This is a genomic window from Pseudomonas sp. VE 267-6A (genome assembly GCF_024126555.1).
Taxonomy (GTDB): domain Bacteria; phylum Pseudomonadota; class Gammaproteobacteria; order Pseudomonadales; family Pseudomonadaceae; genus Aquipseudomonas; species Aquipseudomonas palmensis.
The window spans coordinates 54,813-78,277 of the sequence record NZ_JAMYBY010000013.1; the positions used below are offsets into that span (position 1 = coordinate 54,813).

The following is a 23,465-nucleotide window of genomic DNA, read 5'->3' on the forward strand; positions in this document are numbered from 1 at the left end:
CCGCTATCATCAGGCCCCCGCCGCCAACCCTTCCAGCACCGCCATCGCCCGCTGCGCATCGGCCTGCGCGACAAAGATATGGTCATGGTAGAACGCGGCCACCACGTTGCAGCTGATGCCGGCCTGGCCCAGCGCCGTGGCGAACGCCGCGGTCAGGCCCACCGCCTCCAGCGACGAATGCACCGTCAGGGTGATCCACGCGGCCTCGTAGCTGAAAGGCAGTTTCAGCGCCTCGGCCCGCCCACGCGACACGATCACCGTCAGCCCCTCCTGCTCGCGAAAGCTGCCGATCACCTCGTCAGGCTGCAGCCCCGACCAGTCGGCCAGCGTGCAGAACACGTAGCTGCCTTCATTCAACTGCGGCCGCATGCTGCGCAACAGCGCGGCCAGACTTGTTTCACCCGACATGATCGTGCCCCTGCAAAAGAAATCGGCCGCCAGTCTGGCAGCCGATTGTTGATCAGCAAAATCAATTCTGCTGGGCCTGCATAAGTGCAGCTTCTGGCGTTCAGGCCTGCGTCCAGCGCCCATCCGCCGCATCCGAGCGCACGCAGGCATCAATGAAGCGCATGCCGCGTACCCCATCCTCGGCCGTCGGGCACAGCAGCGACTGCGCGCTCGGCGCACGGTGCTCGCGGCGCGCCATGATCCGCTCGGCCGCCTCGCTGTAGATGTTGGCGAACGCCTCCAGCAGCCCCTCCGGCTGGCCCGCCTTGATTCGCGTCGACAACCTGGCCGACTCGCTCAGCCAGGCCTCGCCACGGCGCAGGATCTGGTGCGGCTGGTCCTGATGACGCAGCTCCAGCCGGTCGGGTTCCTCTTGATGCCAGTACAGCGATCCGGTGGAGCCGAACACGCGCAACTGCAGGCCATGCCGGTGCCCGGCCGCCACGAAGCTGGCCCACAGCATGCCGCGCGCGCCATTCTGCAGGCGCAGCTTCACGTGTGCGTTGTCGTCCGACTGGCGCCCCGGCACCAGGGTGCTCAGCTCGGCCGACACTTCGCTGACCTCCTGCCCGGTGACAAAGCGCAGCAACTGGTGGGCATGCACGCCCACATCCGCCAGCACCGATGAGGCCCCGGCCTGGGCCGGGTCGGTGCGCCAGGCCAGCGCCTTGACCCCTTGCTGCTCCAGCGGGTGGGTGCCGAAGGCGCTGGCGTGTTCCACCTGCACCAGGCGCACCTCGCCGATGGCGCCGCGCGCGATCAGCTCGCGGGCTTCGCGCACCAATGGGTAGCCACTGTAGTTGTGGGTCAGCAGGTGCAGCGCCGGGCCCTTGCGTGCGCGTTCAAGCAGTTGCTGCGCCTGGGCCAGGCTCGAGGCCAGCGGCTTGTCGCAGATCACGTCGATGCCCTGGTCGAGAAACGCCAGGCTGGCCGGCACGTGCACCGCGTTGGGCGCCATGATCGCCACCGCCTGCACGCCATCGGCGCGCGCGGCTTCGGCCACGGCCATGCGCTGGAAGTCCGGGTACACCCGCTCCGGCGCTACGCCGTAGGCCTGGGCAGCGGCGCGGTTGCGTGCCGGGTCGCGGGCGAAGACCCCGGCCACCAGTTCGAAGTGCCCGTCCAGTTGCGCGGCGTAGCGGTGGGTGGCGCCGATCGACGACTCCAGGCCGCCACCGACAAAGCCCAGGCGCAGGCGCTGGCTGGGGTTGGCTACGGTTTTCATTGCGCGGCTCCTTGCGCGGTGCGCTGCAGGTGGGCGAAGTGGTTGATGGCCAGCACGTAGCCATGGGTGCCGAACCCGGCCAGTACCGCCTGGGCCACCAGCGACACATAGGAGTGGTGGCGGAAGGCTTCACGCTTGTGCACGTTGGAAATGTGCACCTCGATCACCGGCACCTCGGCGGCGATCAGCGCGTCGTGGATCGCCACCGAGGTATGGGTCCAGGCACCGGGGTTGATCACGATGCCGGCCACGCGGCCACGGGCCTGGTGAATCCAGTCGATCATCTGGCCCTCGTGGTTGGTCTGGTGGAACTCGATGTCCAGGTCCAGGTGTTGGCCGGCGCTGTGGCACAGCGCCTGCACATCGGCCAGGGTTTCGCGGCCGTACACCTCGGGCTGGCGCAGGCCGAGCATGTTGAGGTTGGGGCCATTGAGCACGAGCAGGGTCTTCATTGGGCGGTTTCCGTAGCAGGGGTGGTGCGCAGGGCCTTGGCCCGCAGCGCGTCATACACGGGTTTGTCGAGGGCCACGGCGTCCGGCTTGCCGAGCTGGTCGAGGGGCGTGCGGTAGGTTTCCGGAGCGCTCCAGGCAGCCACGGCCGAAATGGCGGTGACCGCGCAGGTGATGGCGCCGATCAGCAGCGGCACGTTGTCCGAGCCGGGCGGGGCCACGGCGGTGAACAGCGCCGGAAGCAGGGCGGTGATCATGTAGCCGACGTTCTGCGCGATGGCCATGGCCGACACGCGGTAGTGAGTCTGGAACTGTTCGGGGAAGAAGCTTGGGAAGATCGCGTTGTAGCCCTGGTAGACCATGCCCCACATCAGCAGCGAGGCGCCGAACGCCAGCGGCAGGTTGTGCAGGCTGATGGCATACAGGTAGACGAACGACATCAGCCCGCAGCCCAATGCGCTGCCGATGATCAGCGGGCGCCGGCCGATGCGGTCGGAGAGGTTGCCCACAAACGGGATCACCAGCACCGCGACGATGTTGCCCACCACCGGAATCCACAGGTACACGCTCTTGTCGAAGCCCACGCCATAGGCCGGCTGCACCGCGTAGGCGGCGCCGAAGATGGTGGTCACCACCGGGATCACGTTCATCAGCGACACGCCGAACACCACCAGCATGCCGCGCCAGCTGTAGGTGAAGGCATCGCGGATCGGCGAGCGCGCGGTCTGCTTGGCGGCCACCTTGAAGGCCTCGGGCTCCTTGACCTCGCGGCGAATGATGTAGGCGGCGATCAGCACCGCGGCGCTGAGCAGGAACGGGATGCGCCAGCCCCAGCTGTTGAAGGCGTCGCTGGGCATGAAGTACGCCAGCGGCAGGAACACCGCCGCTGCCATCACCTGGCCGGCCTGTACGCCCTGCAGGGTGAAGCTGGCAAAGAAGCCGCGGCGCCCGGGCGGTGCGTGTTCGAGAATCATCGAGCTGGCCCCGGCGATCTCGCCGGCCACCGCAAAGCCCTGCACCAGGCGCAGCACCACCAGCAGCGCCGGCGCCCAGTAGCCGATCTGCTCGAAGGTCGGCAGCAGGCCCACGGCCATGGTCGCGATGCCCATCAGAAACATGCACAGCAGCAACACGTTCTTGCGCCCGCGGGTGTCGCCCCAGTGGCCGAGCACGAAGGCCCCGACCGGGCGCGCCAGGTAGCCCACGCCATAGGTGGCCAGGGAGGCGAAGATGGCCAGCTTGGGGTCGGTGCTGGGGAAGAAGATCTGCGGGAAGATCAGCGCCGCGGCCTGGGCATAGATGAAGAAGTCGTAGTACTCCAGCGCGGAGCCGACCCAACCGCTGGCGGTGGCTTTGCGGGTTTGGCGCGCACTGTGCGCGGCGTCATGTGTGGCCATCGCAATTCTCCGTTTGTTGTTTTTATTGGGGGCACGCAGGCGTCCCGGCGCAGGGCCGGGGCACCGATGTTCAGAGGCTGTCGATCATTACCGTGTGGCCGCAGCGGGCGGCTTGGCCAATGGCGTCAATGACCTGCAGGTTGCGCAGGCCGTCGCGCACGCTCACCAGCGGCCGGGCCTGGCCACGGATCACCTGGCAAAAGTGCGCCAGCTGGCGGGCCAGCGGGTCGGCCTCGTCGAGGCTGGCGGTGACGCACTGGAACGGCCGCCACCACGAGCGCTGTTCGTCGCGGGCGTAGTACTTGAGGCGCATGGTCGGTATCGACAGCGAGCCCTGGGTGCCGGCCAGTACGTAGCAGTCCTCGTCGGCGTAGCTTGGGTAGTCGAGGTTCTCGCGGGCGGTCTGCTCCCAGCTGCGCGCGCAGGCGGCGGTGTCGGAGAGCATGAAGGTGCCCAGCGCGCCGCTGGCAAAGCGCAGGCTGATGGCGATGCTGTCTTCCACGGCAAAGCCGCGGGTGGCGTTGGACGCCTGGGCCTGCACCGCGACGATCTCGCCGCACAGCGAACGCAGGTTGCCGATCTCGTGGATCAGGTTGATCAGCACCGGGCCGCCGCCGGCCTCGCGACGCCAGGGGGCGGCGTCGAAGTAATCGTCGGGCTTGTAGAACAGAGCGCTGCCCATCACCGCCACCAGGTTGCCCAGTACCCCTTCGGCAATCACTTCACGGGCCTTGTGCAGGATCGCACTGTGGGCGCGGTGGTGGCCCACCAGCAGGCGTGCGTCACGCTGCTCGGCGATGGCCAGCAGGCGCTTGCCGTCTTCCAGGGTATGCGCCACCGGCTTTTCGATCAGTGCCGGTATGCCGTGCTCCACGCAGGCCAGTGCGCCGTCGACATGCAGGTGGTTGGGCGTGGCCAGGATCACCCCGTCCGGGCGCTGCGCGCCGAACAGTTCGGCCAGCCCCGGGTACAACGGTACGCCGCAGGCGTTGGCCAGTTCGGTGGCGGCGGGCGAGGGGTCGACGATGGCGGCCAGCTGGCACTCGGCGCTGGCCTGGATCAGTTCGATATGGCGGCGGCCGATCAGGCCGGCCCCGGCCACGGCAAGGCGTAATGCAGTCATGGTTCTCACTTTCTTGTTCTGGGTCGAAGCGCGTTTGTGAGAGGCTAATAAAAAAGCGCCAGGAGATAATCGGGCCAGATGAAGAATCAGAATGCGCTGATAGCGAATAATGAGCCGTTGCTGCGTGACCTTCAGTTGTTCTGCGAGGTGGCGCGGCGCTCCAGCTTCATCGCGGCAGCCACCGAGACCGGGCTGTCGCCGGCGCATGTGAGCAAGCGCATCGCCACCCTGGAGACGATGCTCGGGGTCAAGCTGTTCAACCGCACCACTCGGCGGGTCAACATCACCAGCGATGGCGAGGCGACGTTCGTGTGGGCGCAGAAGATCCTCGAGGACGTGGGCGCGATGTTCGATGCGTTGTCCGGCGGGCAGCGCGAGCCGCAAGGCACCTTGCGCGTGTGCACCAGCCTGCGCCTGGGGCGCGAGCACGTGGCGCCGATCCTGTCGCTGCTGCGGCGCCAGTACCCGGCGCTGGAGGTGTGGGTGGAGCTGCTGGACCGGCGCGTGGACCTGATTGCCGACAACTTCGATATCGATGTGCGGGTGGGCGAGGTGCAGGAAAAACACCTGATCGCGCACCGCATCGCCAGCAGCTCGCGGGTGCTGGCGGCCGCCCCGGACTACCTGGCGCGGCGCGGCCAGCCGCGGGTGCCGGCCGACCTGGCGCAGCATGACTGCCTGCTGTTTCGCAGCCGCGACGACCGTTTCGGGGTATGGCGCCTGGTGGGGCCCAATGGCGCCGAAACGGTGAAGGTGACCGGGCCGATGGCCTCCAACCACAGCGACATCGTGCGCCAGTGGGCCCATGACGGGCACGGCATCATCATGGCATCGCGCTGGGACGTGGCGGCCAGCCTGACCAGCGGGGCGCTGGTGCAGGTGCTGCCGGGGTATCACCAGCCGGCGGACATCTGGGCGGTGACGGCGGTGCGCTCGTCAAGTTCGGCCAAGGTGCGCAGTTGCGTGGCGTTTCTGCGTGAGCAACTGGCGCAGGGGCCCTATGCGCTGGCTGGGGGAAGGGCGGGGCAATAGTGGGACGGCCTTCGCCAGCAAGGCTGGCGCCTGCACCCTGCGGGCGAAGGCCGGGGCCTCAGAACCAGCGGTCGCTGCGCTTGCGCCCGCGGCTGAGCATCGGCAGGATCAGCCCCGCCAGCAAGCCGGCCCCGGCAATGCCGCCGCCGTACACCATGTAGCGCATCAGCACCTGCTTGTTCTCGTCGCCCAGCTGCGCCTGGGTAGCGCGCAGTTGCGATTGCGCATCGCCCAGCTCGGCATTGAGCGCGGTGCTGCGCGCCTCCAGTTCGTCGATCAGCGCCTTGCGTGAATCCAGTGTCTCCTGCATGCCCTGCACCCGGGTCTTCCAGCTGTCGTCGATGGTCTTGAGCTGCTCGCTCAACTGGGTCACCTGTTCGCTCAGTTGCGGCACGCGCTCGGCCTGGCCGGGCACCGTCTGCAGGTCGCTGCTGTTGATCCACACGGTATCGCCCGACTCGCCACGTACCTGGCTGTAGTTGCCCTGGCTGGTCAGCAGGGTGACCTTCTGGCCGGATTTGAGGTTGCCGACGATCCGGTGCCCGTCGGTAGGGCCGCTGCGCACGTAGGTGCTGAGGCTGTCGCTGACCCAGCGTTCATTGCCGCTGCCTTCCTCGGCGTGGGCCGGGCCACACAGGATGACCAGGCTGCCGAGCAGGCCGGGGATAAGAGAGCGCCGTGCGCGAAGCTGAAAAGATGGGGGCATGGTGATCTTCTTGAAAACGGAAAAAATGAAACCCACAGACCATTTTTTGCCCGTCAGGTTCACTGCGCACTGACGAAGGGCAGGCACGAGTCGTGGCAATGCCGGAGAAGTTTCCTACCTGACAGCAGGATGCCCCCTGATAGGGGCGGGGCATGACCGGGAATAGTCTTACGCGGCTTGAACAACGGTCTGTCTTTCTCATGTTATGGAGTCTTTCAATGGTTGCTAAACGCACCACGAACTACCTGGCCGCCAGCAGCCTGCTGATGGTGCTGGCCGGTTGTGCCGGCGTGCCCGTGCCCACCGAGCAGGTCGAACTGACCCGCAACGCGGTCAGCCGCGCCGTGACCGCCGACGCCACCCAGTACGCGCCAGCCGAAATGAAGGCCGCCCAGGACAAGCTGTACGCCGTCGAGCGCGCCCTGGGCGAACGGAACCTTGTCGCGGCCCGCACCCTGGCCGAGCAGGCCGAGGCCGATGCCAACCTGGCCGAGCGCAAGGCGCGTGCCGCCAAGGCCCAGCAGCAACTGCGCAGCGCGCAGCAGGGCATTGAAGTGCTGAAGCAGGAAATGCTCCAGTCGCCCGACGCCATCACCCCCACGATCACGCCGTAAGGATGCCCGTCATGTCCGTCAAATACCTGTTGCCTGCCGTTTCCGTGATGGGCCTGTTGCTCGTCGGTTGCAGCACTACCGCCGAAAACCCTGGCCTGCTGCAAGCCCGCGAGCACTTCAGCGTGCTGCAGAGCAAGCCGGAGTCCAGCCGCCTGGCGGCACTGGAAACCAAGGATGCATTCAATGCCCTGGGCAAGGCCGAGCTGGCTTCGATCAAGGACCGCAAGGCCCCGCAGATCGAGCAACTGGCCTATCTGGCCAACCAGAAGATTGCCGTCGCCGAGCAGACCATTGCCCTGCGCCAGGCCGAAGCCGGCCTGCAGGGTATCGAGGCGCAGCGCACCCAGGCCCGCCTGGACGTGCGTACCGCGCAGCTCAAGGCCCTGCAGCAGCTCAAGGCCAAACAGACCGAGCGTGGCACCGTGGTGACCTTCGGCGATGTACTGTTCGACACCGGGCGTGCCGAACTCAAGGCTGGCAGCCAGCGCAACATCGACCAGCTGGCCGAGTACCTGCGTGCCAACCCGGAGCGCAAGGTGCGGGTCGAGGGCTTCACCGACTCGACCGGCAGCGACAGCCTCAACCAGCAGCTGTCAGAGCGTCGCGCAGCGGCTGTGACCAACGCCCTGCGCCGAAACGGGGTGGATGCCGGGCGCATCATCAGTGCCGGCTATGGCAAGGAGTACCCGGTGGCCTCCAACGCCGACGCGCAGTCGCGTCAGCTCAACCGCCGCGTCGAAGTGATCATCTCCCACGGCAATGCTGCCGTCGGCCAGCGCTGAGGCCTACAGCAGCCGGGTCAGCAGCCAGTACAGCCCGCCCGACAGCATGATCGCTGCGGGCAGGGTCAGTACCCAGGCCATCGCCAGGTTGGCGATGGTGCGCAACTGCAGGCCCGAACCGTTGGCCACCATGGTGCCGGCCACCCCGGACGACAGTACGTGGGTGGTCGACACCGGCAGCCCGTACATGTCCGCCGCACCGATGGTGCACATCGCCACCAGCTCCGCCGAAGCCCCCTGGGCGTAGGTGAGGTGGGTCTTGCCGATCTTTTCGCCCACCGTGACCACGATGCGCCGCCAGCCGACCATCGTGCCCAGCCCAAGGGCAATCGCCACCGCCACCTTGACCCACAACGGAATGAACCGGGTGGCGTCGTCGATGCGGCTCTTGAACAGCTGCACCTGCGCGGTGGCGGCCGCGTCGAGCCCGCCGTGCTGGTGCTTTTGCATCAGGCGGATGGCTTCGCTGGTCAGGTACATGTCGTTGCGCACGTTGGCCATGGCCTCGGCCGGTACGTGGGTCAGCGAGCCGTAGCCTGCGACTTCCTCGCCGATCAGGCCGGCCAGTGCCGCCAGGGCCGGTACCAGCTCGGGGCTCGGTTGCCGCTCGCGCAGGTACAGGGTGAGGGTGGCGCGCGGGTCGCCGACATGAGGCTGCGCCGACTGGCCGAGCAACTGCTGCTGGGTGGCCTGGGCCACGGCGGCAAACTGCAGCGACTGGTCGGCCGGCATGGTGCGGTTCAGCGCGTAGGCCATCGGCAGGGTACCCACCAGAATCAGCATGATCAGGCCCATGCCCTTCTGCCCGTCGTTGGAGCCGTGGGCGAACGACACCCCGGTGCAGGTGGCGATCAGCAGGCCGCGAATCCACCAGGGCGGCGGGGCGTCGCCGACCGGCGCCTGGTACAGCTCGCGGCGCTTGACCAGCATGCGCAGGCCCACCAGCAGCAGCGCCGCACAGGCAAAGCCCACCAGGGGCGAGAACAGCAGCGCGTAGCCCACCTTGCTGGCCTGGGTCCAGTCCACGCCGCTGGTGCCGTCGCGCCCGTTCATCAGCGCATTGGCCACGCCCACGCCGATGATCGAGCCGATCAGGGTGTGCGAGGAGGAGGCCGGCAGCCCCAGCCACCAGGTGCCCAGGTTCCAGATGATCGCGGCCAGCAGCAGGGCGAAGACCATGGCAAAGCCGGTGGCCGAACCCACCTGCAGGATCAGCTCCACCGGCAGCAGGGCAATGATGCCGAAGGCCACCGCGCCGCTGGACAGCAGCACCCCGATGAAATTCCAGCACCCCGACCACACCACGGCGAATTGCGCCGGCAGCGAGTTGGTGTAGATCACGGTGGCCACGGCGTTGGCGGTGTCGTGGAAACCGTTGACGAATTCGAAACCCAGGGCAATCAGCAATGCCAGGCCCAGCAGCAGGAAGGGCGTCCAGGTGGTGACCACGGTACCGGCGGCATCGATGTCGCGGAACAGGCTCCAGGCGGTGTACACCAGGCCCCCCAGCAACAGGCAGACGAACAGGGTGACGGAGGCGCGGCCGGGGCGGGTGGCCAGTTGTGCAAGGGAGGGGCGGCCACCCGCGGAGTCAAGGGTGGTGCTGATCGGGGTTGTCATTAGACGGGTCCGGTAGGGTGGAAGTCGTGCCTGGCGCATCAAGGATAAAAACCCTGAGTGATGGCATAGTGACTTCGATCAACAAAAACGCGGGTTGCCCAGCTACGCTTATACCCAGGCAGTGGGAGGAACGTGCCGATGATTCAGTGCAAACGGGCCTATGAGGCGCCTGCGCCGCAGGATGGCGAGCGGGTGCTGGTGGATCGGATGTGGCCGCGCAACCGGCGCAAGGATCAGTTGCACCTGAGTGCCTGGCTACCGGAGGTGGCGCCGTCGTCGGCCTTGCGCCAGGCCTTTCACCGCGGTGAGGTGGACTACGACGGGTTCTGCCAGCGGTATCGCCAGGAGCTGGCCGACAGGCCGCAGCATTGGTGGGGGCTGCTGGACAAGGCCCGTGGCGGCACCCTGACCCTGGTGTATGCGTTCAAGGATGAACAGCACAACAATGCGCGGGTGCTGGCCCAGTGGCTGGAGGATGAGCTGGATCGCCAGGGGCCCGGGAGTTCGCCGGTTTGCTATGCCGATGAGCTGGGGCCTAAAGTGTGACTCTCTGAATCTGCGTTACGGCCATCGCGGGTCAAGCCCGCTCCCACAAGGCCCCCGCCTTACCTGTGGCAGCGGGCTTGACCTGCGATGGCCGCGCCGAAAATCCCCTGACGGGCACCCAAATGACCCCAACCCTGACCCCCGCCACCGACCTGCACCGAACCTTCGCCCGCGACCTCACGCGCCGCGCCATGCTGGCGTACTACCGCGAATTCGACCTGCTCTGGCTGGAAGAAGCCTTCGACCAGGCCTGGGGCTGGCGCGAGCAATGGCTGATTGTCGACGCCGAACAGCCCCTGGGCTTCTGCAGCCTCAGCCAGGACAGCCGTGCGCTGTACATCCGCGAACTGCACCTGGTCGAGGCCGCCCGCGGCAAGGGCATCGGCGGCTGGGTGCTGGAGCAACTGGCCGAATGGGCCGGCAGGCGCCATCTGCCGCTGCTGCGCCTGACCGTGTTCAAGAGCAATCCGGCCCAGGCCCTGTACCTGCGCCACGGCTTCGTCGCGCAGGGTGAGGACGAATGCTTCGTGCGCATGCAGCGGGTTATCGGCTAGCACTCTGCACGCAGGTCAGCCCCGGCTGCGGGTTACCGGCGGCCACCCGGCGTACCTGCACCACGCAGCCCTGGCGCACGGTGGCGTCGAGCAACGGGCCCTGCACCGGCAGCAGGTCGCCGATCAGCAGGTTCTGCAGCAATGGCTTGCCCTCGAAACGGTTGCTGCCCAGCAGCACCTGGTCCATGCCTTCCACCCGAACCACCGCCTTGCCCACCCGGCCCAGGGTGTTGCCGCCCAGAATCAGCGGCCCGGCCAGTGGCTGGGTGTTGCGCAGGCTGATGGCGTACTCGGGGGTGTTGCCGATGTGGTTTTCCAGCATGACCGCGCCAGCCACGTCGCTGGCGTCCACCGCGCTGCCCTGGCTGTTGCCGATGAAGTTGCCTTCGATCAGCACCGGCATCTCCCCCTTGAGGTTGCGCAGCAGCACGCCGTTGCCGCGGCTGGCGCCGATGCGGTTGCCGCTCAGCAGCAGGGCGCCTTGCTGGTCGCTGACCTCGATGGCGGCCTTGTGCGTGCCCAGGATCAGGTTGTCGTCGAGCCAGGCGCGCGTCTGCCCGCGCAGGCGGATGCCGCTGTTGTTGTCGACCCCGCGAATCTGGTTGTGCGCCATGCGCATCTGGCTGTCGCGCACGTCCACGCCATACTGCTGGGCACTTTCGAAGCGGCTGCCCTCGATCACCCCACGGCTGTGCTGCAGCTCCACCGCCGACAGCTCGCTGAACTGGCTGTCGCGTATCAGCACGCTGGCCGGCCGGGTGGCCGGCGATTGCTGGCTGCTCAGGGCAGTGGTCAGGCCCCGCGACAGGTTGGCGTTGTAGCCCAGGCGGTTGAGGGTGGCGCCGATCAGCTGGGTATGGCTGCCGGCCCAGGCCACCACGAACGGGCGCCAGGCGCGCTCGGTGTTGCCGGCCTTGTCGCCGGCCACGCTTTCCAGGCGTGACTGGTTCAGGCCCAGCCAGCCCTGGTTGATCAGGGCCGTGCCCGAATAGCTGTAGAGGTACAGGCTGGTGCCCTCCAGCACCAGCCCGCCATCGGCGGCGATCATCAGCGGGTAGCTGAGCAGGTAGCCGTCCTTGTAGCGCTTGAGTACCTGCGGGTTGTTCAGGGTGTCGGCCAACTGCGCCAGGGTGATGCTGCCACCCTGGATCAGCACCGCCTGCGGGTGGTGCGCCTGGTAGCCGGCCACGGCGCGGAACAGGCCGTTGTTGACGAACGGCTCGAACGGCCAGCTGCCGCCCTGGGCCGAGAACATCGGTTGCAGGCTGACAGTGGCACGCCCGCCGGGGCGCGGGCGTTCCTGCAGGGTGAAGCTCACCGCTTCGCGGGTGCTGGCCTGCACCTGTTGCACCTGCGCCTGGTAGTCGTTGGGGCTGACCACGCGCAGTGCCTGCTGCATCGGCAGGCCCTGGGGGGCGGCGTGGGCCACGCCGGCGAGGCCGGCCAGCAGCAGGCCGGCCAGTCGGGTAAAGCGGAAAATGCGGGCAGGCTGGGCCATGGCGATTCGTCCTTGGGTTACGGCAAAGGGGGGTAGAAGGGCTTGAGCGGGCCGCCGATCTGACTGTAGTTGTCGACGTTGCCGTCCTCGCTTTCGTACAGCTGGCGGGCCAGGCGGTTGTTGGGCGCGCGGTACAGGAACGGGATCAGCCAGGCCAGCTTGTAGGGGGCTACCTCGGTCTGGGCCTGGCCCATCAGTTCGGGCAGCGGGCCGGGGTCGAGCACCGTGCGTGCGGCGAAGTTGCCCAGCAGCTCCAGGGTCTGCTGGTCGTGTTCGCTCCAGGGCAGGCCATTGGCCCGCGCCGACTCGGCCAGCAGCACCAGCGGCACCAGCGCGTACTGGCTGTAGGTGGCGGCAAGCCGGGCACGCGCCACTTCCAGTGGCAGGTAGGCATAGCTGCCGTCCCCGCTGCGCACCGCCTGCTGCAGGCCGCGACGCAGATTGCCGTCGGCCCAGCGGATGAAGTCGTCGCGCTGCACCAGCATGCCGCTGGCGGCCACGGCCCAGGCGGCCCAGTAGTCGTGGTTGTTGAACCAGGTGAAGCTGGCGGCCTGGCGTGGCTGGTACTCGCGGATGATCAGTTCGCCGAGCTGTTCGAACCAGCGCGTCTGGGCCGGCGACAGCTGCACCTGGCCGTTGCTGGCGGCCTGGGTCAGCAGCAGCGTCGAGGCCATGGCCGCCACCGCCCACTTGCGCGCCGCCATGCCGGTGCTGCTGGCATCCGGGTTGAGCAGGGCACCGGCCTGCGCCCAGTGCTCCAGCCACTGGTCCTGGCAGGCCAGGGCCATGTTGGCCTGCTGCGGGGTCTTGGCGCGCTGGAAGCGCTTGCTGGCGAAGATCAGCCCGGCGATGAACTGCTTGACCTGCTTGCTCGCCGCCTCGGTGTCGGCATCGGGGCGGCTGCGCAGGGTCGACTTGCTGGCATCGCGCTGGTCGTACTTGCTCTGCATGCGCAGGCTGGCGGTGTACGGTGGCGGCGGCTGTTTGCTGCACTGCAGGGTGCGGTAGTCGGCGATCATCGCCGACTGGGCGGTGGCCCGCGCCGGCCAGATCGATTGCGCGGCCAGGCTGCTGCCCAGCTGCAACCCGGCGCACAGGCCCAGGGTGGCGACCAGCCAGGGCTTCAGAGGCATAGACGGGTTTCCACCTGGGTGGCGGCCTGGCTCGGCTTGGTCGGTTCGAGGAACACCGAGAGCAGGTTGGCCCCGGCGAACTCCTTGGCCTTGCTCAGCTCCAGGTAGTACTGGCCACCGCTGACGGCCGCCTCGCGGCGAAACCACACCTTGTCGCGGGCACCGTTGTCGTAATACACGATCACGTAGAAGTCCTTGACGTTCTTGTCGCTGATGCGGATGTCCAGAAAGCCCTGGCCGCTGCCCAGTGCCTTGCGGCTTTCGCCGGCGTTGCTCAGCAGTTCGATGCGGTCGTTGACGCGCAGCGCAGGGCGCTGCAGGCGGTTGCCCAGCACCGGTGTGGAGGTGCTGCAACCGCCCTTGACCGCCGGAATCAGCTGGCGGTACATCTGGTCGGACTCCAGCTGGTAGTTGGCCGGCAGCTCCCAGATGATCAGTCTGGGCGGTGCGTCGGGCTTGTAGTTCTCGGACAGCAGGTATTCGAGCAGCGAGCCGTCCTGGCCAACGCCGGGCAGGGCGTAGTTGAGGATGTCGACATCCAGGTACTGCTTGAGATAGCCGTCGAAGTTGAACTGCTTGCTCTCGTCCTCACGGGCTGCGGCGTTACTGTCGCCCACCAGGATCACCTGCGGGTCGGGGGCTTCGTCGAACAGTGCGTCGGCATCGTCGGCCACCGGGATGGTCTGGTAGCCGCGCACGTACTGGAAGCCGTAGTTGTTGCCGCAGATGCTGCTCATCGCCAGGTTCATGGTGCCGTCCTTGGGTACCATCACGCCGGGCTCGGTGCGGTAGTGTTTCTTGGTCAGGTCGGCATAGAACGGCTGGCGGCGCACCTCATCGGCCACCAGGCGTGCGGTGGCCTCGGCACCGCTGGGGGTCCAGTGGTGGTCGCGGCGAAAGAAGTACTCGCCCGCCGGCGGGGTGCGCACCAGTTGCATCAGGTCGGGCACCACCGCGCCGCCGCTGCGCAGCTGCTGCAGGTAGCTGGCCAGGTTGTTGCTGGCGCGCTCGAAGTCGAACCCGTGCAACTGCCCGGGGTAGAGCTTGTCGCGGTGCATCAGCCCACGGGTGGGCTGCACGGCCATGGCCACGTGGATACCCTGCTGGCGGAACGCGGCCATCAGGCGCGCGAACTCCGGGCGCATGGGCGCGGGGATGCCGAAGTCGTTGGTCAGGTCGACGGCCGAACGGAACAGCCAGCGGTCCTTGCCCGGGACGATCTCGCGCATCAGTTTCATCCGCCCTTCGGCGTATTTCTGCGGATCGCTCAGGGCCGGGCAGACCATGCACTCAAGGCTGGTGCAGCCGGTGCTGGGCGCCTCGGCGGCCTGGCCGGCCTGGCTGGCGGCAGCGAGTACGGCCATCAGGCCGAGGGAGGTAAGGATCTTCATGCGCGGTTCATCATCCTGTGTTCAAGGCCAGCCTGCGGTTACAGCGTGGGGTCGATGCTGTTGGCCACGCTGATGCTCTTGTAGCCATTGGCGGCGGGCAGCAGCACGTAGCTGTACGAGCGGCCTTTCTTGAGGAACAGGTCGTCGAACTGGGCGACGTTGCGCTGATCGACATAGGCGGCGAAGCCGATCTTGATTTCGTTGACCAGGCGGCTGCCGGTCTGGTCCTTGCCCAGTGGGTCGATGACCGAGGTCTTGCCGTCGGAGGTCTTGAGGGCGGCCTGCGCGGGGGTCAGGTTGTAGAAGGCGATCTGGGCCTTTTTCGGTTCGTTGACGTATTTGTCAGCGATCAGGGTCAGGCCCTTGCCGTCATACACCACGGTGCTGGCGGCGTTGGCCTTGAGCTGCGGCTCGATGGCCTGCTTGTCGACCGCGATCTTGTGGCTGCCGGCAGGGGTGAAGCGGTAGCCGCTGAGCTGGCCGGGGGCGACCTTCTGTGGGTTGACCTTGCCGCTCAGGGTCACGTCGATGCTGCGATCGCTCAGGTTGAGCACGCGCACGAAGGCCGAGTCGGCCGGGGCCACGGCGTCGTAGAGGTCGGCATTGCCGTCGTTGGCGAGGCTGGCGGTGCTGACCAGCAGCAGGGCGGTGGCGGCGAGCAGTTGGCGTGGCGAACGGGTCATGGTGTATCTCCTTAGAAGTGTTGGGTCTGGTTCATCTGACGCTGGCCGCTGACCCGATGGGCCAGCAGGGTGCGCAGCGGGAATTCCCAGACCACGGTGTCGATGTCAGGGTTGCCCAGCTCATCGCTGGCCAGAAACTGGTTCATTGCCTCGAACGGCCCGCGGGCCTCCACGGCAATGCTCAGCAGGTCACGGTTGAGGGCTTCCTTGAGAAAACCGACGAAGTTCCAGTCGTCGATCTTGCTGTAGCTGGTACCTACCAGCAGCAGGCTTTGGGCCTGGTCGGCGAACAGCTCATCGCTGCTCTGTTCGGCCTTCAGGGTTTCGTACACGGCGATCTGGTTGGCGCCAAAGTCCGGCATCAGCCGGCTCTGGTCGAACTGGATGTAGTTCATCAGGTCGCCCTTGACGGTCTTTTGCGCGATCTGGTGCGACACATAGCGCTCCTGGCCCAGCAGCTCCGGGTGCTGGCGCGCCAGTTCGAAGGCGGCCAGGCGTGCGCCATCGGGGCTCCAGTGGGTGTCGGACTTGAGAAACAGCGGTGGGCCGCCGAGGTTGTCCAGAAACGCCGAGCGCAGCGGCGTCACCGTGACGTTGCGTGCCTGCAGCTGCGCCACGAAGCGGTCGTACAGGCTGATGGCCCGCGGATCGAACGGGTGCTCTGCATGCGCGGCATAGATGTCCAGCTTCATCGGCAACGGCAGCAGCACCAGGCGCTTGCCGTGCTGCGCCAGTTGCGCCTGCACGGCGTCGATCTGTGCCAGCTGGCCTTGCAGGTTGGCCTCCAGGTCATTGGGCACACGGTATTCCTGGGAGGTATAGAGCCAGCCGTCCTTGCCCAGTACCACGCCCTTGGTGCCCTCCCTGAACAGCAGGTACTGCGCGTCGGCCCACAGCTGCACCGAGGGCTCGCGCAGGAAGAAGCGCTTGTCGTAGGCCTGCTCGAACTTGCGCAGCAGCTTGCCGTCGACGAACAGGTTCCAGGCGTCACTCTGGTTTTTCGCGAAACTGAAAACCGGCGGCAGGGAGTAGACGAACATCCCCGCCAGCACCAGGCAGAACAGAATGCCGTTGACCTTGCTTGCCGAGTTCATCACCGGGTACATGACAGTCTCCTAGAACTGGAAGTAGAGGAAGGGGGAGAACGAGTGCGCAGCCAGGCTGCTCAGCGCCAGCGCGAAGCCGGCCCACAGCAGCACGGCCTTGAGCCCGCCGACATGGGCCATGAAGAAGTGCTGCTTGTTGCCGGCGTAGTAGCGCACGTTGTTGCTGCCGGCCAGGATCAGCCAGCACAGCGCCACCGCCACGAACGACATGGCCATCTTCGAGGCGCCCAGCACGTAGAGCTCCAGCGAGCCCAGGCCGTTGAAGCCGAACAGCGCCTGGTAGATGTCCAGGCTGTGGCGCAGGTCGTTGGTGAAGAACAGCGGCATGCTCAGGATGATCAGCAACCCGGTGCGCAGGTTGCGCCCCAGGCGGTAGGGCGTGGTGACCTTGGTGGCCAGGTTGAACTTGCGCTCGATCACCATGCCCAGGCCGAAGAACAGCCCCCAGCAGATGAAGGCGAAGCTTGCGCCGTGCCACAGCCCCGACAGCAGCATGGTGTACACCAGCGCCGGCATGGCCCCGGCGATGCGCTTGCGCACCAGCGGCATGTACACGTAGTCGCGCAGAAAGTGCGCCAGGGTCATGTGCCAGCGGCTCCAGAACTCGGTGATGCTCTGCGAGACGTAGGGCTGGTTGAAGTTCTCCGGGAAGCGAAAACCCATCATCAGCGCCAGGCCCAGGGCCATGTGGCTGTAGCCGGCGAAGTCGAAGTACAGCTGCAGGGTCGACACCACCAGGCCGAACCAGGCATCGCTCAGCTGCAGGCTGCCCTCGCTGATGAACAGCACGTTGATCGGCGCCAGCTGGTCGGCGATCAGCACCTTCATGATGAAACCGAGCATGAACCGGCATACCCCCAGCGAGAACATCTCCAGCGAGTGGGTACGCTGGCGCAGCTGCGGGGCCAGTTGGCTGTAGCGCAGGATCGGGCCGGCCACCAGGTGCGGGAACAGCGCGACGAATGCGGCGAAGTCGATGAAGTTGTTGGTGGGCGTGGCGTCCTTGCGGTAGATGTCGACGATATAGCTCAGGGCATGGAACACGTAGAACGAGATGCCCAGCGGCAGGAAGATCGTCTCCAGGGTGAAGGTGTTGATGCCCAGCGGCGCCAGCAGTGCGCCCAGCACCTCGGCGCCGAAGTTGGCGTACTTGAAATAGCCCAGGGTCGACAGGTTGCCGATGATGCCGATCCACAGCAGGCGGAACGCCCAGCGCTTGTCGCCGGCGTCCAGGCGCGCCTTGATGCGCAGGCCGAACCAGTAGTTCCAGTAGGTGATGCCGACGAACAGCAGCAGGAAGTCCGGGCGCCACCAGGCATAGAAGATGTAGCTGGCGGCGACGATCACCGTGGAGCGCCACGGCGCACGCGCCAGGAAGTACACCGCCAGGAACAGCGGCAGGTAGAGGAACAGGAACACGTTTGAGGCGAAAATCATCGCGGGGCCCGCCCTTAGTAACTGATCACGACGCCGACCGTCAGCTGGTAGTCGTCACCGGTATCCAGCGCGTTGCCGGCATTGAGGTAGCTGGCGCTGACCAGGGTGTTGACGTCCAGGTGCTTGCCGTCGAGGGCGACCGGAAACATCTTCCAGTAGTAGTTGAGGTCGAGCATCTGCCCCACGTGCTTGCCGTTGCCGTTGCTGCCCTGGGCGATGGCCTGGTTGCGCGCGCTGCGCTGGTCGCCGTCGACGCGGATCGGCAGGGTGCCACTGGCATCGCGCAGCTTGAGTTCGGTGAGGCGAAAATCCAGGGCGCTGCGCGGCGTGGGCCGGGTTTCCACGGCAAAGCCGTAGTAGCTCAGGTTGCGCAGGTCGAGGCTGACGAACGAGCTGGCCAGGCGGGTGCTGTAGGAGCCCTGGCGGGTGATGCGGTCGGACTGGATGGTGTTGAGACGAAAGCCGTCGTTCTCGTTGCTCGGCTTGTCGGTCAGCCCGCCGCGCAAGGCCAGGCGCGGGGTCCAGGGCAGGTCGTCGAAGCGTTTGCCGATCTCGCCCAGCGCCGCCCAGCCGCTGGCGTTGTGGCCGGTGGTGGTCAGGCCGTTGCCGTCGGTGTTGTCGACCTTGCCGTCGAGTGCGGCCAGTTCCAGGTGGTAGTCGCTGAACAGCGGGCTGACCTGCAGGTTGTCGGCCTTGAAGAACAGCCCGTAGCGCATGCCGGTGAAGTCGTAGCGGTCACGCGGGTCGTGCCCGCTGTGGTCGTCTTCGTACATCAGGCGCGTGCCGGCCCAGTTGTTCTCGCTCCAGCGGTAGGCGTACTCGCCCATCAGGTAGGTGGTGCGTTCTTCGCTGTCGGCCAGGCGGTTGACGTCGCTGTTGTAGTTGTAGAACTTCTGCGCCACGGCGAAGAAGCCCTTGGCGAAGGTGTCCTTGTAGTCGAAACGCAGCGACTCGATGCTGTCGTCCCACCAGATGCCGTAGTCGTCGGCAAAGCGCTGGCGTCCGGCCGACAGCGAGAAGCGCGGGTCGTCGCCCAGCAGGTTGCGCTTGACGTACAGCTCGCGCAGCTCGGCGTACCAGCCTTCGGGCTGCTCGCGGTCGAAGGCGTTGGTGCTTTCGTTCTGGCTGTTGGCCGTCTGGCTGGAGTCGTAGTTGAGCCACAGGCGACCGTAGACCATCCACTTGGCCCAGCGTTTTTCCGGCGAGTACCAGGCGAACGAGGGTTCGTAGCGCAGGCTGTAGAAGCTCTCGCGGCTGCGCCCCACCTGGGAGTCTTCGGGGCCGTAGCCGGTCTGCACGGTGAGCTTGTTGAAGAATTCGGAGGTGATCACCGGCGTGCTGGCGTCGGCGTCTACCCGCACCGGCTCGCTGCTGTCGGCCTCGGGGCCGGTGATTTCTTCGGCGGCGAACGCGGTGTACAGCGGCGCGAGCATTAGCAGGGCGCCAAACAGGGACGGATGCGCTTTCACAGGGTGGTCTCCTTGAGCAGGTCATTGCGTGCCGCCATGGCGCGCTCGATGTCAGCCGTTTTCAGGGTTTTGTCCAGGCGCTTGAGCAGCCCGCGGGCGCGGCGCTCGCCCAGGTCCAGGGCAAGGCGCGCGTAGGTGTAGGCCTTGACCGGGTCGTGGCAGATGGCGCGGCCGCTCGCGTAGATGGTGGCCATGCGGTACCAGGCGGCAGTGGCGCCGCGCTCGGCCTGTTCCTGGTAGATCGCCAGGGCACGCTCCTGGTCGGGCTGGTCGAGGCCGCCCTTGCTGTACAGGTCGGCCAGCAGCAGGTGCGCGTCGCGAAAGTTGCTGGCGATCAGTTCGTCGATCAGCACCTGGGCCTTTTTCGGGTCCAGGGTCAGCCAGTTGGTGACCATGTACAGCGAGGCATTGAGCGCCTTGGCCCGGGTCGGGTCCTTGGCCTGCACCTGGGCAATCAGCGCCTGTACCTGGTCGGCGTTGTGCTCGGTGGGGTTGGAGATCATGAAGTTGGCCTTGGACACCAGCGCCGGCACGAAACCGCGCTGCGCGGCGTTGTCGAACCAGCGCTGGACCTCGGCCATGGCGGCCGCCCATTCATCGGCCAGGGCCTTTGCACGGGCCTGCTGTTCGGGGGTGGGCGCGGGCCTTGGGGCACCCATGGCGTTGCCCAGCTGTTCATCCTGCTCGGCCTGCTGGTCGGCACGCTGCACGGTGCTGATGGTGTCGAGCAACGAGCCGATACGGTGCACGATCTCCACCGGCAACTGCGCCATCCGGGGCTCCAGGGTGCGGGCGAAGGCGGGGAACGCGGTGTCCTGGCGCTCGCCGAGGAAGGCGTAGTAGCGGTCGACGCCACGCGGGTCGACGCGTACCGCCTGCTGGTACCAGTGCTCGGCAGCGGCGCGGTCGCCCTGGCGCTCGGCGACCACCGCGCGGTACAGCTCGGGGTGGCAGTCGAGCAGGCAGGACTGCTCGTACAGCGCCAGCAGCTGCGCGGCCTCGGCGGTGGGCACCAGGTCCGGGTAGGCCAGGAACACTTCCAGCGTGGCATTGGTGTTGCGCGGGTCCAGGGTGGCCGGGTAGCGGGTCAGCGCCTGGGCCACCCAGGCGCGCTGCTGCTGGCGCAGGCCGGGGCTGCGGTCAAGCAGGCGGGCCAGCGAGGCCAGCGCCGGCACCAGGCCGCGACCCTCGGCAAACGCTTCCTGGTACAGGCGGATCGCCTCCTGGCGGTTGGCGCTGTCGCTGCTGGCCAGCACATCGCCCAGCAACTGCTTGGACGCCAGGTCACCGCGCTCGGCGAGCACGCGCAAATCGGCGCTCACATCGGCTTGCGGGTCCTTGTACAGCGCGTAGCGGATCTGCTCCAGGCTTTGCCCGGCAAGGGCAGGGCCGGTGCAGGCGAGGGCGGTGAACAGCAGCCAGGCGGGCGTCATCGGTTTCATCTGGGGGCCCTTCAGCGCGACAGCGACGGCAAGGCCGGCAGGCCCAGGTACAGGTCCACCGCCACCGGTTTCTGGTAGGCCGCCAGTGGCAGCGGACGGTCCGGCCGGATGGTCAGGGCGAGGTTCTTGTTCAGTGCGTCGACCCGCGAGTCCACCACGGTGCCGCCGAAGCGTTCGTCCAGGCCGAACACCTGCAGGTCCACGGATCTGACCCGGCTGATGTCGCTCAGCTTGTCGAACGGCACGTTGGCGCTGACGTACAGCGGCTGGTCCTTGGGCAGCAGGTGCAGCAGCGGCGCCTGCTTGTAGCCGTAGCCGTTCATGGGCGTGCTGGGGAAGTACACCTGGCAGTCGCACGGGCTGTTGATCACGGTCTCGATGGTGGCGCGCCCCAGCAGGGTCTGCAGGTCGCCGGGCGCGAGGTCGGCCAGCGCCTTCATGTCGGCCGGGCTGGTGAAGCTGGTGGCCAGCTGGGTGGAGATGTTGGCCAGCGGCTCGCCGGCCTTGACCTCGCTCTGCCCAGGCTGCAGCAGGAACTTCACGTAGCCGTTGTCGGGCATGCTGATGATCTGCGCATCGGCACTGACCTGGGCCTGCACGGCCGGAATGCGGAAGAACAGCAAGTAGCTCTTGTAGGCCACGAAGCTCAGGGCGGCGATGCCGGCGGCGGTGAACAGCAGGGTGCCGCCGATGGCGCGCAGGCGATCGCCTGCATTGCGTGCGCTGGCGTACTTGTGCTTGCGCTCCTTGATGTAGTTCTCGCGCTGCATCACGTTGAACAGGCCGTTGACGTCGGCAATTTCGCCCGACAGGTAGGCGCTGATGATGTAGCGCAGGATGTCGCGCTTCTGGGCGTCGAGGTCGACGAACTGCGCGCCGACTTCGGCGCCGCGCTGCGAGACGATCTTGATCTGGCTGTCGATGTTCAGGTCGACCTGGTTCAGGCGCAGCTGGATCGAGGCGGTGTACAGGCTGCCGATCTTCAGCGGGGCGCTGTGCACCAGGCCCAGGCCGCCCAGGGAGATGTCCTGCAGGGTGCTGTCGATGGGCGCCTGGCCGGGGGCGCTGAGCCTGACCCGGGCATTGAGCTTGGTGCGCACGTACTGGCGTTCGTCGATGGCCTCGTGGACCACGTTGGCTGCAGTGGTGCCGGGGGCTGCTGGGATGTTCGAGCTACTCATGGCAGGCGCCTTTCCTTAACGTTGCGTGAGTTCGAGAAGTACCGAGATGGCACCGAAGAAAATCGCGATGGATGAAAACAGCATCGCCTTCGATGACCAGCGGTTCAGGGCCGTGTCGAAATCGACAGTGCCGTTGCTTAGCGTGGTTTTTTGCCGGGTCCAGCTCTGCTGGTCCATGTGGAACAGTGCGTACACCTTCATCAGCGAGCCCACGATCTGGTTGTAATAGAGAACGAACGGGTACACCGGGCTGACCGGGTGACCGGCGAACAGGAACAGCACCGTCACCAGGCTGCGCGAGAGCAGTACCCAGAACAGGTACACCAGCAGGTACTCGATGCCGAACACCACACCGGCCACTACCGAGGCGGTCAGGCCCATCAGGCAGGTCCACATCGACACGCGCTGGTCGAGCAGCACGTACAGGGTGAACAGGCCCAGGCGGGCGCGGCCCAGCAGGTGGGTGGCGCGAAAGTTCTGGCGCAGCGAGTTGCCGTACCAGCGGAACATCAGCTGGCGGGTGGCGCGCCAGAAGCTGTTGTCTGGTGGATGCTCCACGGTCAGGGTGTTGCTGTCGGGCACGTAGAAGGTGTCCCAGCCGGCGCGCATCAGGCTCAGCCACGAAGACTTGTCGTCGCCGGTGAGAAACTGGAAGCGGCCCAGGCGCCAGTGTTCGAGAAAGTCGGCTTCCACGTCGCGGATGAATTCGGGGTCGGTCATCACGCTGGCGCGAAAGAACGACAGCCGGCCGGTCAGGGTCAGCACCCGGTGCGACAGGGCCATCGAGCACATGTTGATGTGCCGCTGCACGAAGCGCATCGAGTGCCACTGGCGCATCAGCGGGCTGCCTTCGACCTCGCAGAACTCGTTGGTGGTCAGGCCACCGACATTGGGCAGGTAGGCGAACAGCTTGACCGCGCGCTCGACGCAGCCGGGCAGCATCATGGTGTCGCCGTCGACCACGCCGACCACCGCGTCCTGCAGCGGCATCTGCCGCGACAGGGCACGGAAGGCATGGGCCAGGCCGTCACGCTTGCCGGTGCCACGGGCGCGCACGATCACCAGCTTGATGTCGTCGCGATCGACCACCTCGTTGCGCATGATGGTCTTGATGAACTGCTCGTCGCCTTTTTCCACGATCGAGGCGATCACCGTGCACGGCACGTTCAGCCGCTGCACTTCCTGGAATACCGACTGGTACACCTTGAAGGTGGTGTGGGTGGGGATGCGAAAGCTGGTCACCACCATGAACATGTGCGAGGGCAGGGCATCGTCGCCCATGCGCTCGACCGCCTTGCGGATGCGCGGGAACTTCCAGTGCAGGAAGTACATGCCGCGGATGTAGTGGACGATGGCATTGCCGTAGCGCCACATGCCCAGGGTACCGATGATGAAGATGAACGTGTGGTGGCTGGGGTCCAGGTACTGCGGCGCGATCATCTGCGACGCCAGCGCGACCAGGCCGAACAGGCAGGCCCAGGCACAGAAGCTGGCGCCTGCCTGCAGGTAGCCGGGTCGGCCCTCGGGCCGCTGTTGCTGTGGTTTCATGGTGCCGTTTCTCCTTGGTACGGGCAGCGCGCACCCGGCCGTTCACGCACATGAGGTTCGCCGGCGCTCCGAAGGAGGCGGC

22 protein-coding genes are annotated in these 23,465 nt (G+C 66.7%); 5 read left to right on the forward strand and 17 right to left on the reverse strand.

What is annotated here, in order from left to right:
- Positions 1-9: 9 nt before the first annotated feature.
- From NJH59_RS16435 to NJH59_RS16455, 5 genes are all read right to left on the reverse strand, one after another.
- Positions 10-408 (reverse strand): ACT domain-containing protein, encoded by a 399-nt coding sequence (locus NJH59_RS16435; protein WP_054916498.1) that lies wholly within the window; start codon positions 406-408, stop codon positions 10-12.
- Positions 409-508: 100 nt separating this feature from the next.
- Positions 509-1,672, reverse strand: a complete 1,164-nt coding sequence (locus NJH59_RS16440) for a Gfo/Idh/MocA family protein (protein WP_123753230.1) — start codon at positions 1,670-1,672, stop codon at positions 509-511.
- Positions 1,669-2,124 (reverse strand): type II 3-dehydroquinate dehydratase, encoded by a 456-nt coding sequence (gene aroQ, locus NJH59_RS16445; protein ID WP_229590242.1) that lies wholly within the window; start codon positions 2,122-2,124, stop codon positions 1,669-1,671. The genes NJH59_RS16440 and aroQ overlap by 4 nt, the downstream gene beginning before the upstream one ends.
- The gene (locus NJH59_RS16450; RefSeq protein ID WP_253087028.1) at positions 2,121-3,518 is read right to left on the reverse strand and encodes an MFS transporter; all 1,398 of its coding nucleotides are present in this window, start codon (positions 3,516-3,518) and stop codon (positions 2,121-2,123) included. The genes aroQ and NJH59_RS16450 overlap by 4 nt, the downstream gene beginning before the upstream one ends.
- A gap of 70 nt (positions 3,519-3,588) precedes the next feature.
- Positions 3,589-4,641: a Gfo/Idh/MocA family oxidoreductase gene (locus tag NJH59_RS16455; protein WP_253087029.1), complete on the reverse strand. Its 1,053-nt coding sequence runs from the start codon at positions 4,639-4,641 to the stop codon at positions 3,589-3,591.
- A 78-nt stretch (positions 4,642-4,719) separates the two neighbouring features.
- On the opposite strand from NJH59_RS16455, the gene NJH59_RS16460 reads away from it, so the two are divergent.
- Positions 4,720-5,673: a LysR family transcriptional regulator gene (locus tag NJH59_RS16460; RefSeq protein WP_043861094.1), complete on the forward strand. Its 954-nt coding sequence runs from the start codon at positions 4,720-4,722 to the stop codon at positions 5,671-5,673.
- 58 nt (positions 5,674-5,731) lie between these two features.
- Here NJH59_RS16460 and NJH59_RS16465 read toward each other — a convergent pair whose 3' ends face one another.
- The gene (locus NJH59_RS16465; RefSeq protein ID WP_043861144.1) at positions 5,732-6,379 is read right to left on the reverse strand and encodes a TIGR04211 family SH3 domain-containing protein; all 648 of its coding nucleotides are present in this window, start codon (positions 6,377-6,379) and stop codon (positions 5,732-5,734) included.
- 218 nt (positions 6,380-6,597) lie between these two features.
- Here NJH59_RS16465 and NJH59_RS16470 point away from each other — a divergent pair, with 218 nt between their 5' ends.
- Entirely contained in the window at positions 6,598-6,993 is a 396-nt protein-coding gene (locus NJH59_RS16470; RefSeq protein WP_052504235.1) for a DUF4398 domain-containing protein, read from the forward strand.
- An 11-nt stretch (positions 6,994-7,004) separates the two neighbouring features.
- Positions 7,005-7,775, forward strand: coding sequence for an OmpA family protein (locus NJH59_RS16475; RefSeq protein ID WP_253087030.1), 771 nt, complete (start codon positions 7,005-7,007; stop codon positions 7,773-7,775).
- Positions 7,776-7,778: 3 nt separating this feature from the next.
- Here the strand turns inward: NJH59_RS16475 and NJH59_RS16480 are convergent, their stop codons facing one another.
- Complete coding sequence (locus tag NJH59_RS16480) at positions 7,779-9,395, reverse strand: inorganic phosphate transporter (RefSeq protein ID WP_100632490.1); 1,617 nt, start codon at positions 9,393-9,395, stop codon at positions 7,779-7,781.
- A gap of 138 nt (positions 9,396-9,533) precedes the next feature.
- Here NJH59_RS16480 and NJH59_RS16485 point away from each other — a divergent pair, with 138 nt between their 5' ends.
- Positions 9,534-9,941: a DUF488 domain-containing protein gene (locus tag NJH59_RS16485; RefSeq protein WP_054916493.1), complete on the forward strand. Its 408-nt coding sequence runs from the start codon at positions 9,534-9,536 to the stop codon at positions 9,939-9,941.
- A 122-nt stretch (positions 9,942-10,063) separates the two neighbouring features.
- Positions 10,064-10,495: a GNAT family N-acetyltransferase gene (locus NJH59_RS16490; protein ID WP_043860275.1), complete on the forward strand. Its 432-nt coding sequence runs from the start codon at positions 10,064-10,066 to the stop codon at positions 10,493-10,495.
- On the opposite strand, the gene NJH59_RS16495 is transcribed toward NJH59_RS16490, so the two are convergent.
- The 10 genes from NJH59_RS16495 to NJH59_RS16540 are packed head-to-tail and all read right to left on the reverse strand — an operon-like array spanning position 10,485 to position 23,383.
- A complete protein-coding gene (locus NJH59_RS16495; RefSeq protein WP_229590240.1) occupies positions 10,485-11,993 on the reverse strand; it encodes a right-handed parallel beta-helix repeat-containing protein in 1,509 nt (502 codons plus the stop codon). The two genes, NJH59_RS16490 and NJH59_RS16495, sit on opposite strands and share 11 nt — an antisense overlap.
- Positions 11,994-12,010: 17 nt before the next feature.
- Positions 12,011-13,126, reverse strand: a complete 1,116-nt coding sequence (locus tag NJH59_RS16500; protein WP_043860256.1) for a polysaccharide lyase — start codon at positions 13,124-13,126, stop codon at positions 12,011-12,013.
- Positions 13,117-14,517, reverse strand: a complete 1,401-nt coding sequence (locus tag NJH59_RS16505; RefSeq protein ID WP_058540405.1) for an alginate biosynthesis protein AlgX — start codon at positions 14,515-14,517, stop codon at positions 13,117-13,119. Before NJH59_RS16505 ends, NJH59_RS16500 begins: the two co-directional genes overlap by 10 nt.
- A 38-nt stretch (positions 14,518-14,555) precedes the next feature.
- Entirely contained in the window at positions 14,556-15,200 is a 645-nt protein-coding gene (locus NJH59_RS16510) for an alginate O-acetyltransferase AlgF (protein ID WP_043860258.1), read from the reverse strand.
- A gap of 11 nt (positions 15,201-15,211) precedes the next feature.
- Positions 15,212-16,306 (reverse strand): alginate O-acetyltransferase, encoded by a 1,095-nt coding sequence (locus NJH59_RS16515; protein WP_058540404.1) that lies wholly within the window; start codon positions 16,304-16,306, stop codon positions 15,212-15,214.
- A gap of 9 nt (positions 16,307-16,315) precedes the next feature.
- A complete protein-coding gene (locus NJH59_RS16520; protein WP_043860260.1) occupies positions 16,316-17,743 on the reverse strand; it encodes an MBOAT family protein in 1,428 nt (475 codons plus the stop codon).
- 14 nt (positions 17,744-17,757) lie between these two features.
- Positions 17,758-19,212, reverse strand: a complete 1,455-nt coding sequence (locus NJH59_RS16525; protein WP_058540403.1) for a hypothetical protein — start codon at positions 19,210-19,212, stop codon at positions 17,758-17,760.
- The gene (locus tag NJH59_RS16530) at positions 19,209-20,654 is read right to left on the reverse strand and encodes a sel1 repeat family protein (RefSeq protein ID WP_253087031.1); all 1,446 of its coding nucleotides are present in this window, start codon (positions 20,652-20,654) and stop codon (positions 19,209-19,211) included. The genes NJH59_RS16525 and NJH59_RS16530 overlap by 4 nt, the downstream gene beginning before the upstream one ends.
- A gap of 11 nt (positions 20,655-20,665) precedes the next feature.
- Positions 20,666-21,835, reverse strand: a complete 1,170-nt coding sequence (locus NJH59_RS16535; protein ID WP_054916489.1) for a PilZ domain-containing protein — start codon at positions 21,833-21,835, stop codon at positions 20,666-20,668.
- Between the two features lie 15 nt (positions 21,836-21,850).
- Positions 21,851-23,383, reverse strand: a complete 1,533-nt coding sequence (locus tag NJH59_RS16540) for a glycosyltransferase (RefSeq protein WP_173925053.1) — start codon at positions 23,381-23,383, stop codon at positions 21,851-21,853.
- Positions 23,384-23,465: the final 82 nt, after the last annotated feature.

Excerpts from the sequence above, each read along its gene's own strand:
- NJH59_RS16535 (WP_054916489.1), bottom strand. The coding sequence starts at position 21,835 with ATGAGTAGCTCGAACATCCCAGCAGCCCCCGGCACCACTGCAGCCAAC.
- NJH59_RS16505 (WP_058540405.1), bottom strand. The coding sequence starts at position 14,517 with ATGAAGATCCTTACCTCCCTCGGCCTGATGGCCGTACTCGCTGCCGCC.
- NJH59_RS16440 (WP_123753230.1), bottom strand. The coding sequence starts at position 1,672 with ATGAAAACCGTAGCCAACCCCAGCCAGCGCCTGCGCCTGGGCTTTGTC.
- NJH59_RS16475 (WP_253087030.1), top strand. The coding sequence starts at position 7,005 with ATGTCCGTCAAATACCTGTTGCCTGCCGTTTCCGTGATGGGCCTGTTG.
- aroQ (WP_229590242.1), bottom strand. The coding sequence starts at position 2,124 with ATGAAGACCCTGCTCGTGCTCAATGGCCCCAACCTCAACATGCTCGGC.
- NJH59_RS16540 (WP_173925053.1), bottom strand. The coding sequence starts at position 23,383 with ATGAAACCACAGCAACAGCGGCCCGAGGGCCGACCCGGCTACCTGCAG.
- NJH59_RS16435 (WP_054916498.1), bottom strand. The coding sequence starts at position 408 with ATGTCGGGTGAAACAAGTCTGGCCGCGCTGTTGCGCAGCATGCGGCCG.
- NJH59_RS16495 (WP_229590240.1), bottom strand. The coding sequence starts at position 11,993 with ATGGCCCAGCCTGCCCGCATTTTCCGCTTTACCCGACTGGCCGGCCTG.
- NJH59_RS16455 (WP_253087029.1), bottom strand. The coding sequence starts at position 4,641 with ATGACTGCATTACGCCTTGCCGTGGCCGGGGCCGGCCTGATCGGCCGC.
- NJH59_RS16465 (WP_043861144.1), bottom strand. The coding sequence starts at position 6,379 with ATGCCCCCATCTTTTCAGCTTCGCGCACGGCGCTCTCTTATCCCCGGC.
- NJH59_RS16500 (WP_043860256.1), bottom strand. The coding sequence starts at position 13,126 with ATGCCTCTGAAGCCCTGGCTGGTCGCCACCCTGGGCCTGTGCGCCGGG.
- NJH59_RS16530 (WP_253087031.1), bottom strand. The coding sequence starts at position 20,654 with ATGAAACCGATGACGCCCGCCTGGCTGCTGTTCACCGCCCTCGCCTGC.
- NJH59_RS16490 (WP_043860275.1), top strand. The coding sequence starts at position 10,064 with ATGACCCCAACCCTGACCCCCGCCACCGACCTGCACCGAACCTTCGCC.
- NJH59_RS16485 (WP_054916493.1), top strand. The coding sequence starts at position 9,534 with ATGATTCAGTGCAAACGGGCCTATGAGGCGCCTGCGCCGCAGGATGGC.
- NJH59_RS16520 (WP_043860260.1), bottom strand. The coding sequence starts at position 17,743 with ATGATTTTCGCCTCAAACGTGTTCCTGTTCCTCTACCTGCCGCTGTTC.
- NJH59_RS16450 (WP_253087028.1), bottom strand. The coding sequence starts at position 3,518 with ATGGCCACACATGACGCCGCGCACAGTGCGCGCCAAACCCGCAAAGCC.
- NJH59_RS16510 (WP_043860258.1), bottom strand. The coding sequence starts at position 15,200 with ATGACCCGTTCGCCACGCCAACTGCTCGCCGCCACCGCCCTGCTGCTG.
- NJH59_RS16470 (WP_052504235.1), top strand. The coding sequence starts at position 6,598 with ATGGTTGCTAAACGCACCACGAACTACCTGGCCGCCAGCAGCCTGCTG.
- NJH59_RS16480 (WP_100632490.1), bottom strand. The coding sequence starts at position 9,395 with ATGACAACCCCGATCAGCACCACCCTTGACTCCGCGGGTGGCCGCCCC.
- NJH59_RS16460 (WP_043861094.1), top strand. The coding sequence starts at position 4,720 with ATGAAGAATCAGAATGCGCTGATAGCGAATAATGAGCCGTTGCTGCGT.
- NJH59_RS16515 (WP_058540404.1), bottom strand. The coding sequence starts at position 16,306 with ATGTACCCGGTGATGAACTCGGCAAGCAAGGTCAACGGCATTCTGTTC.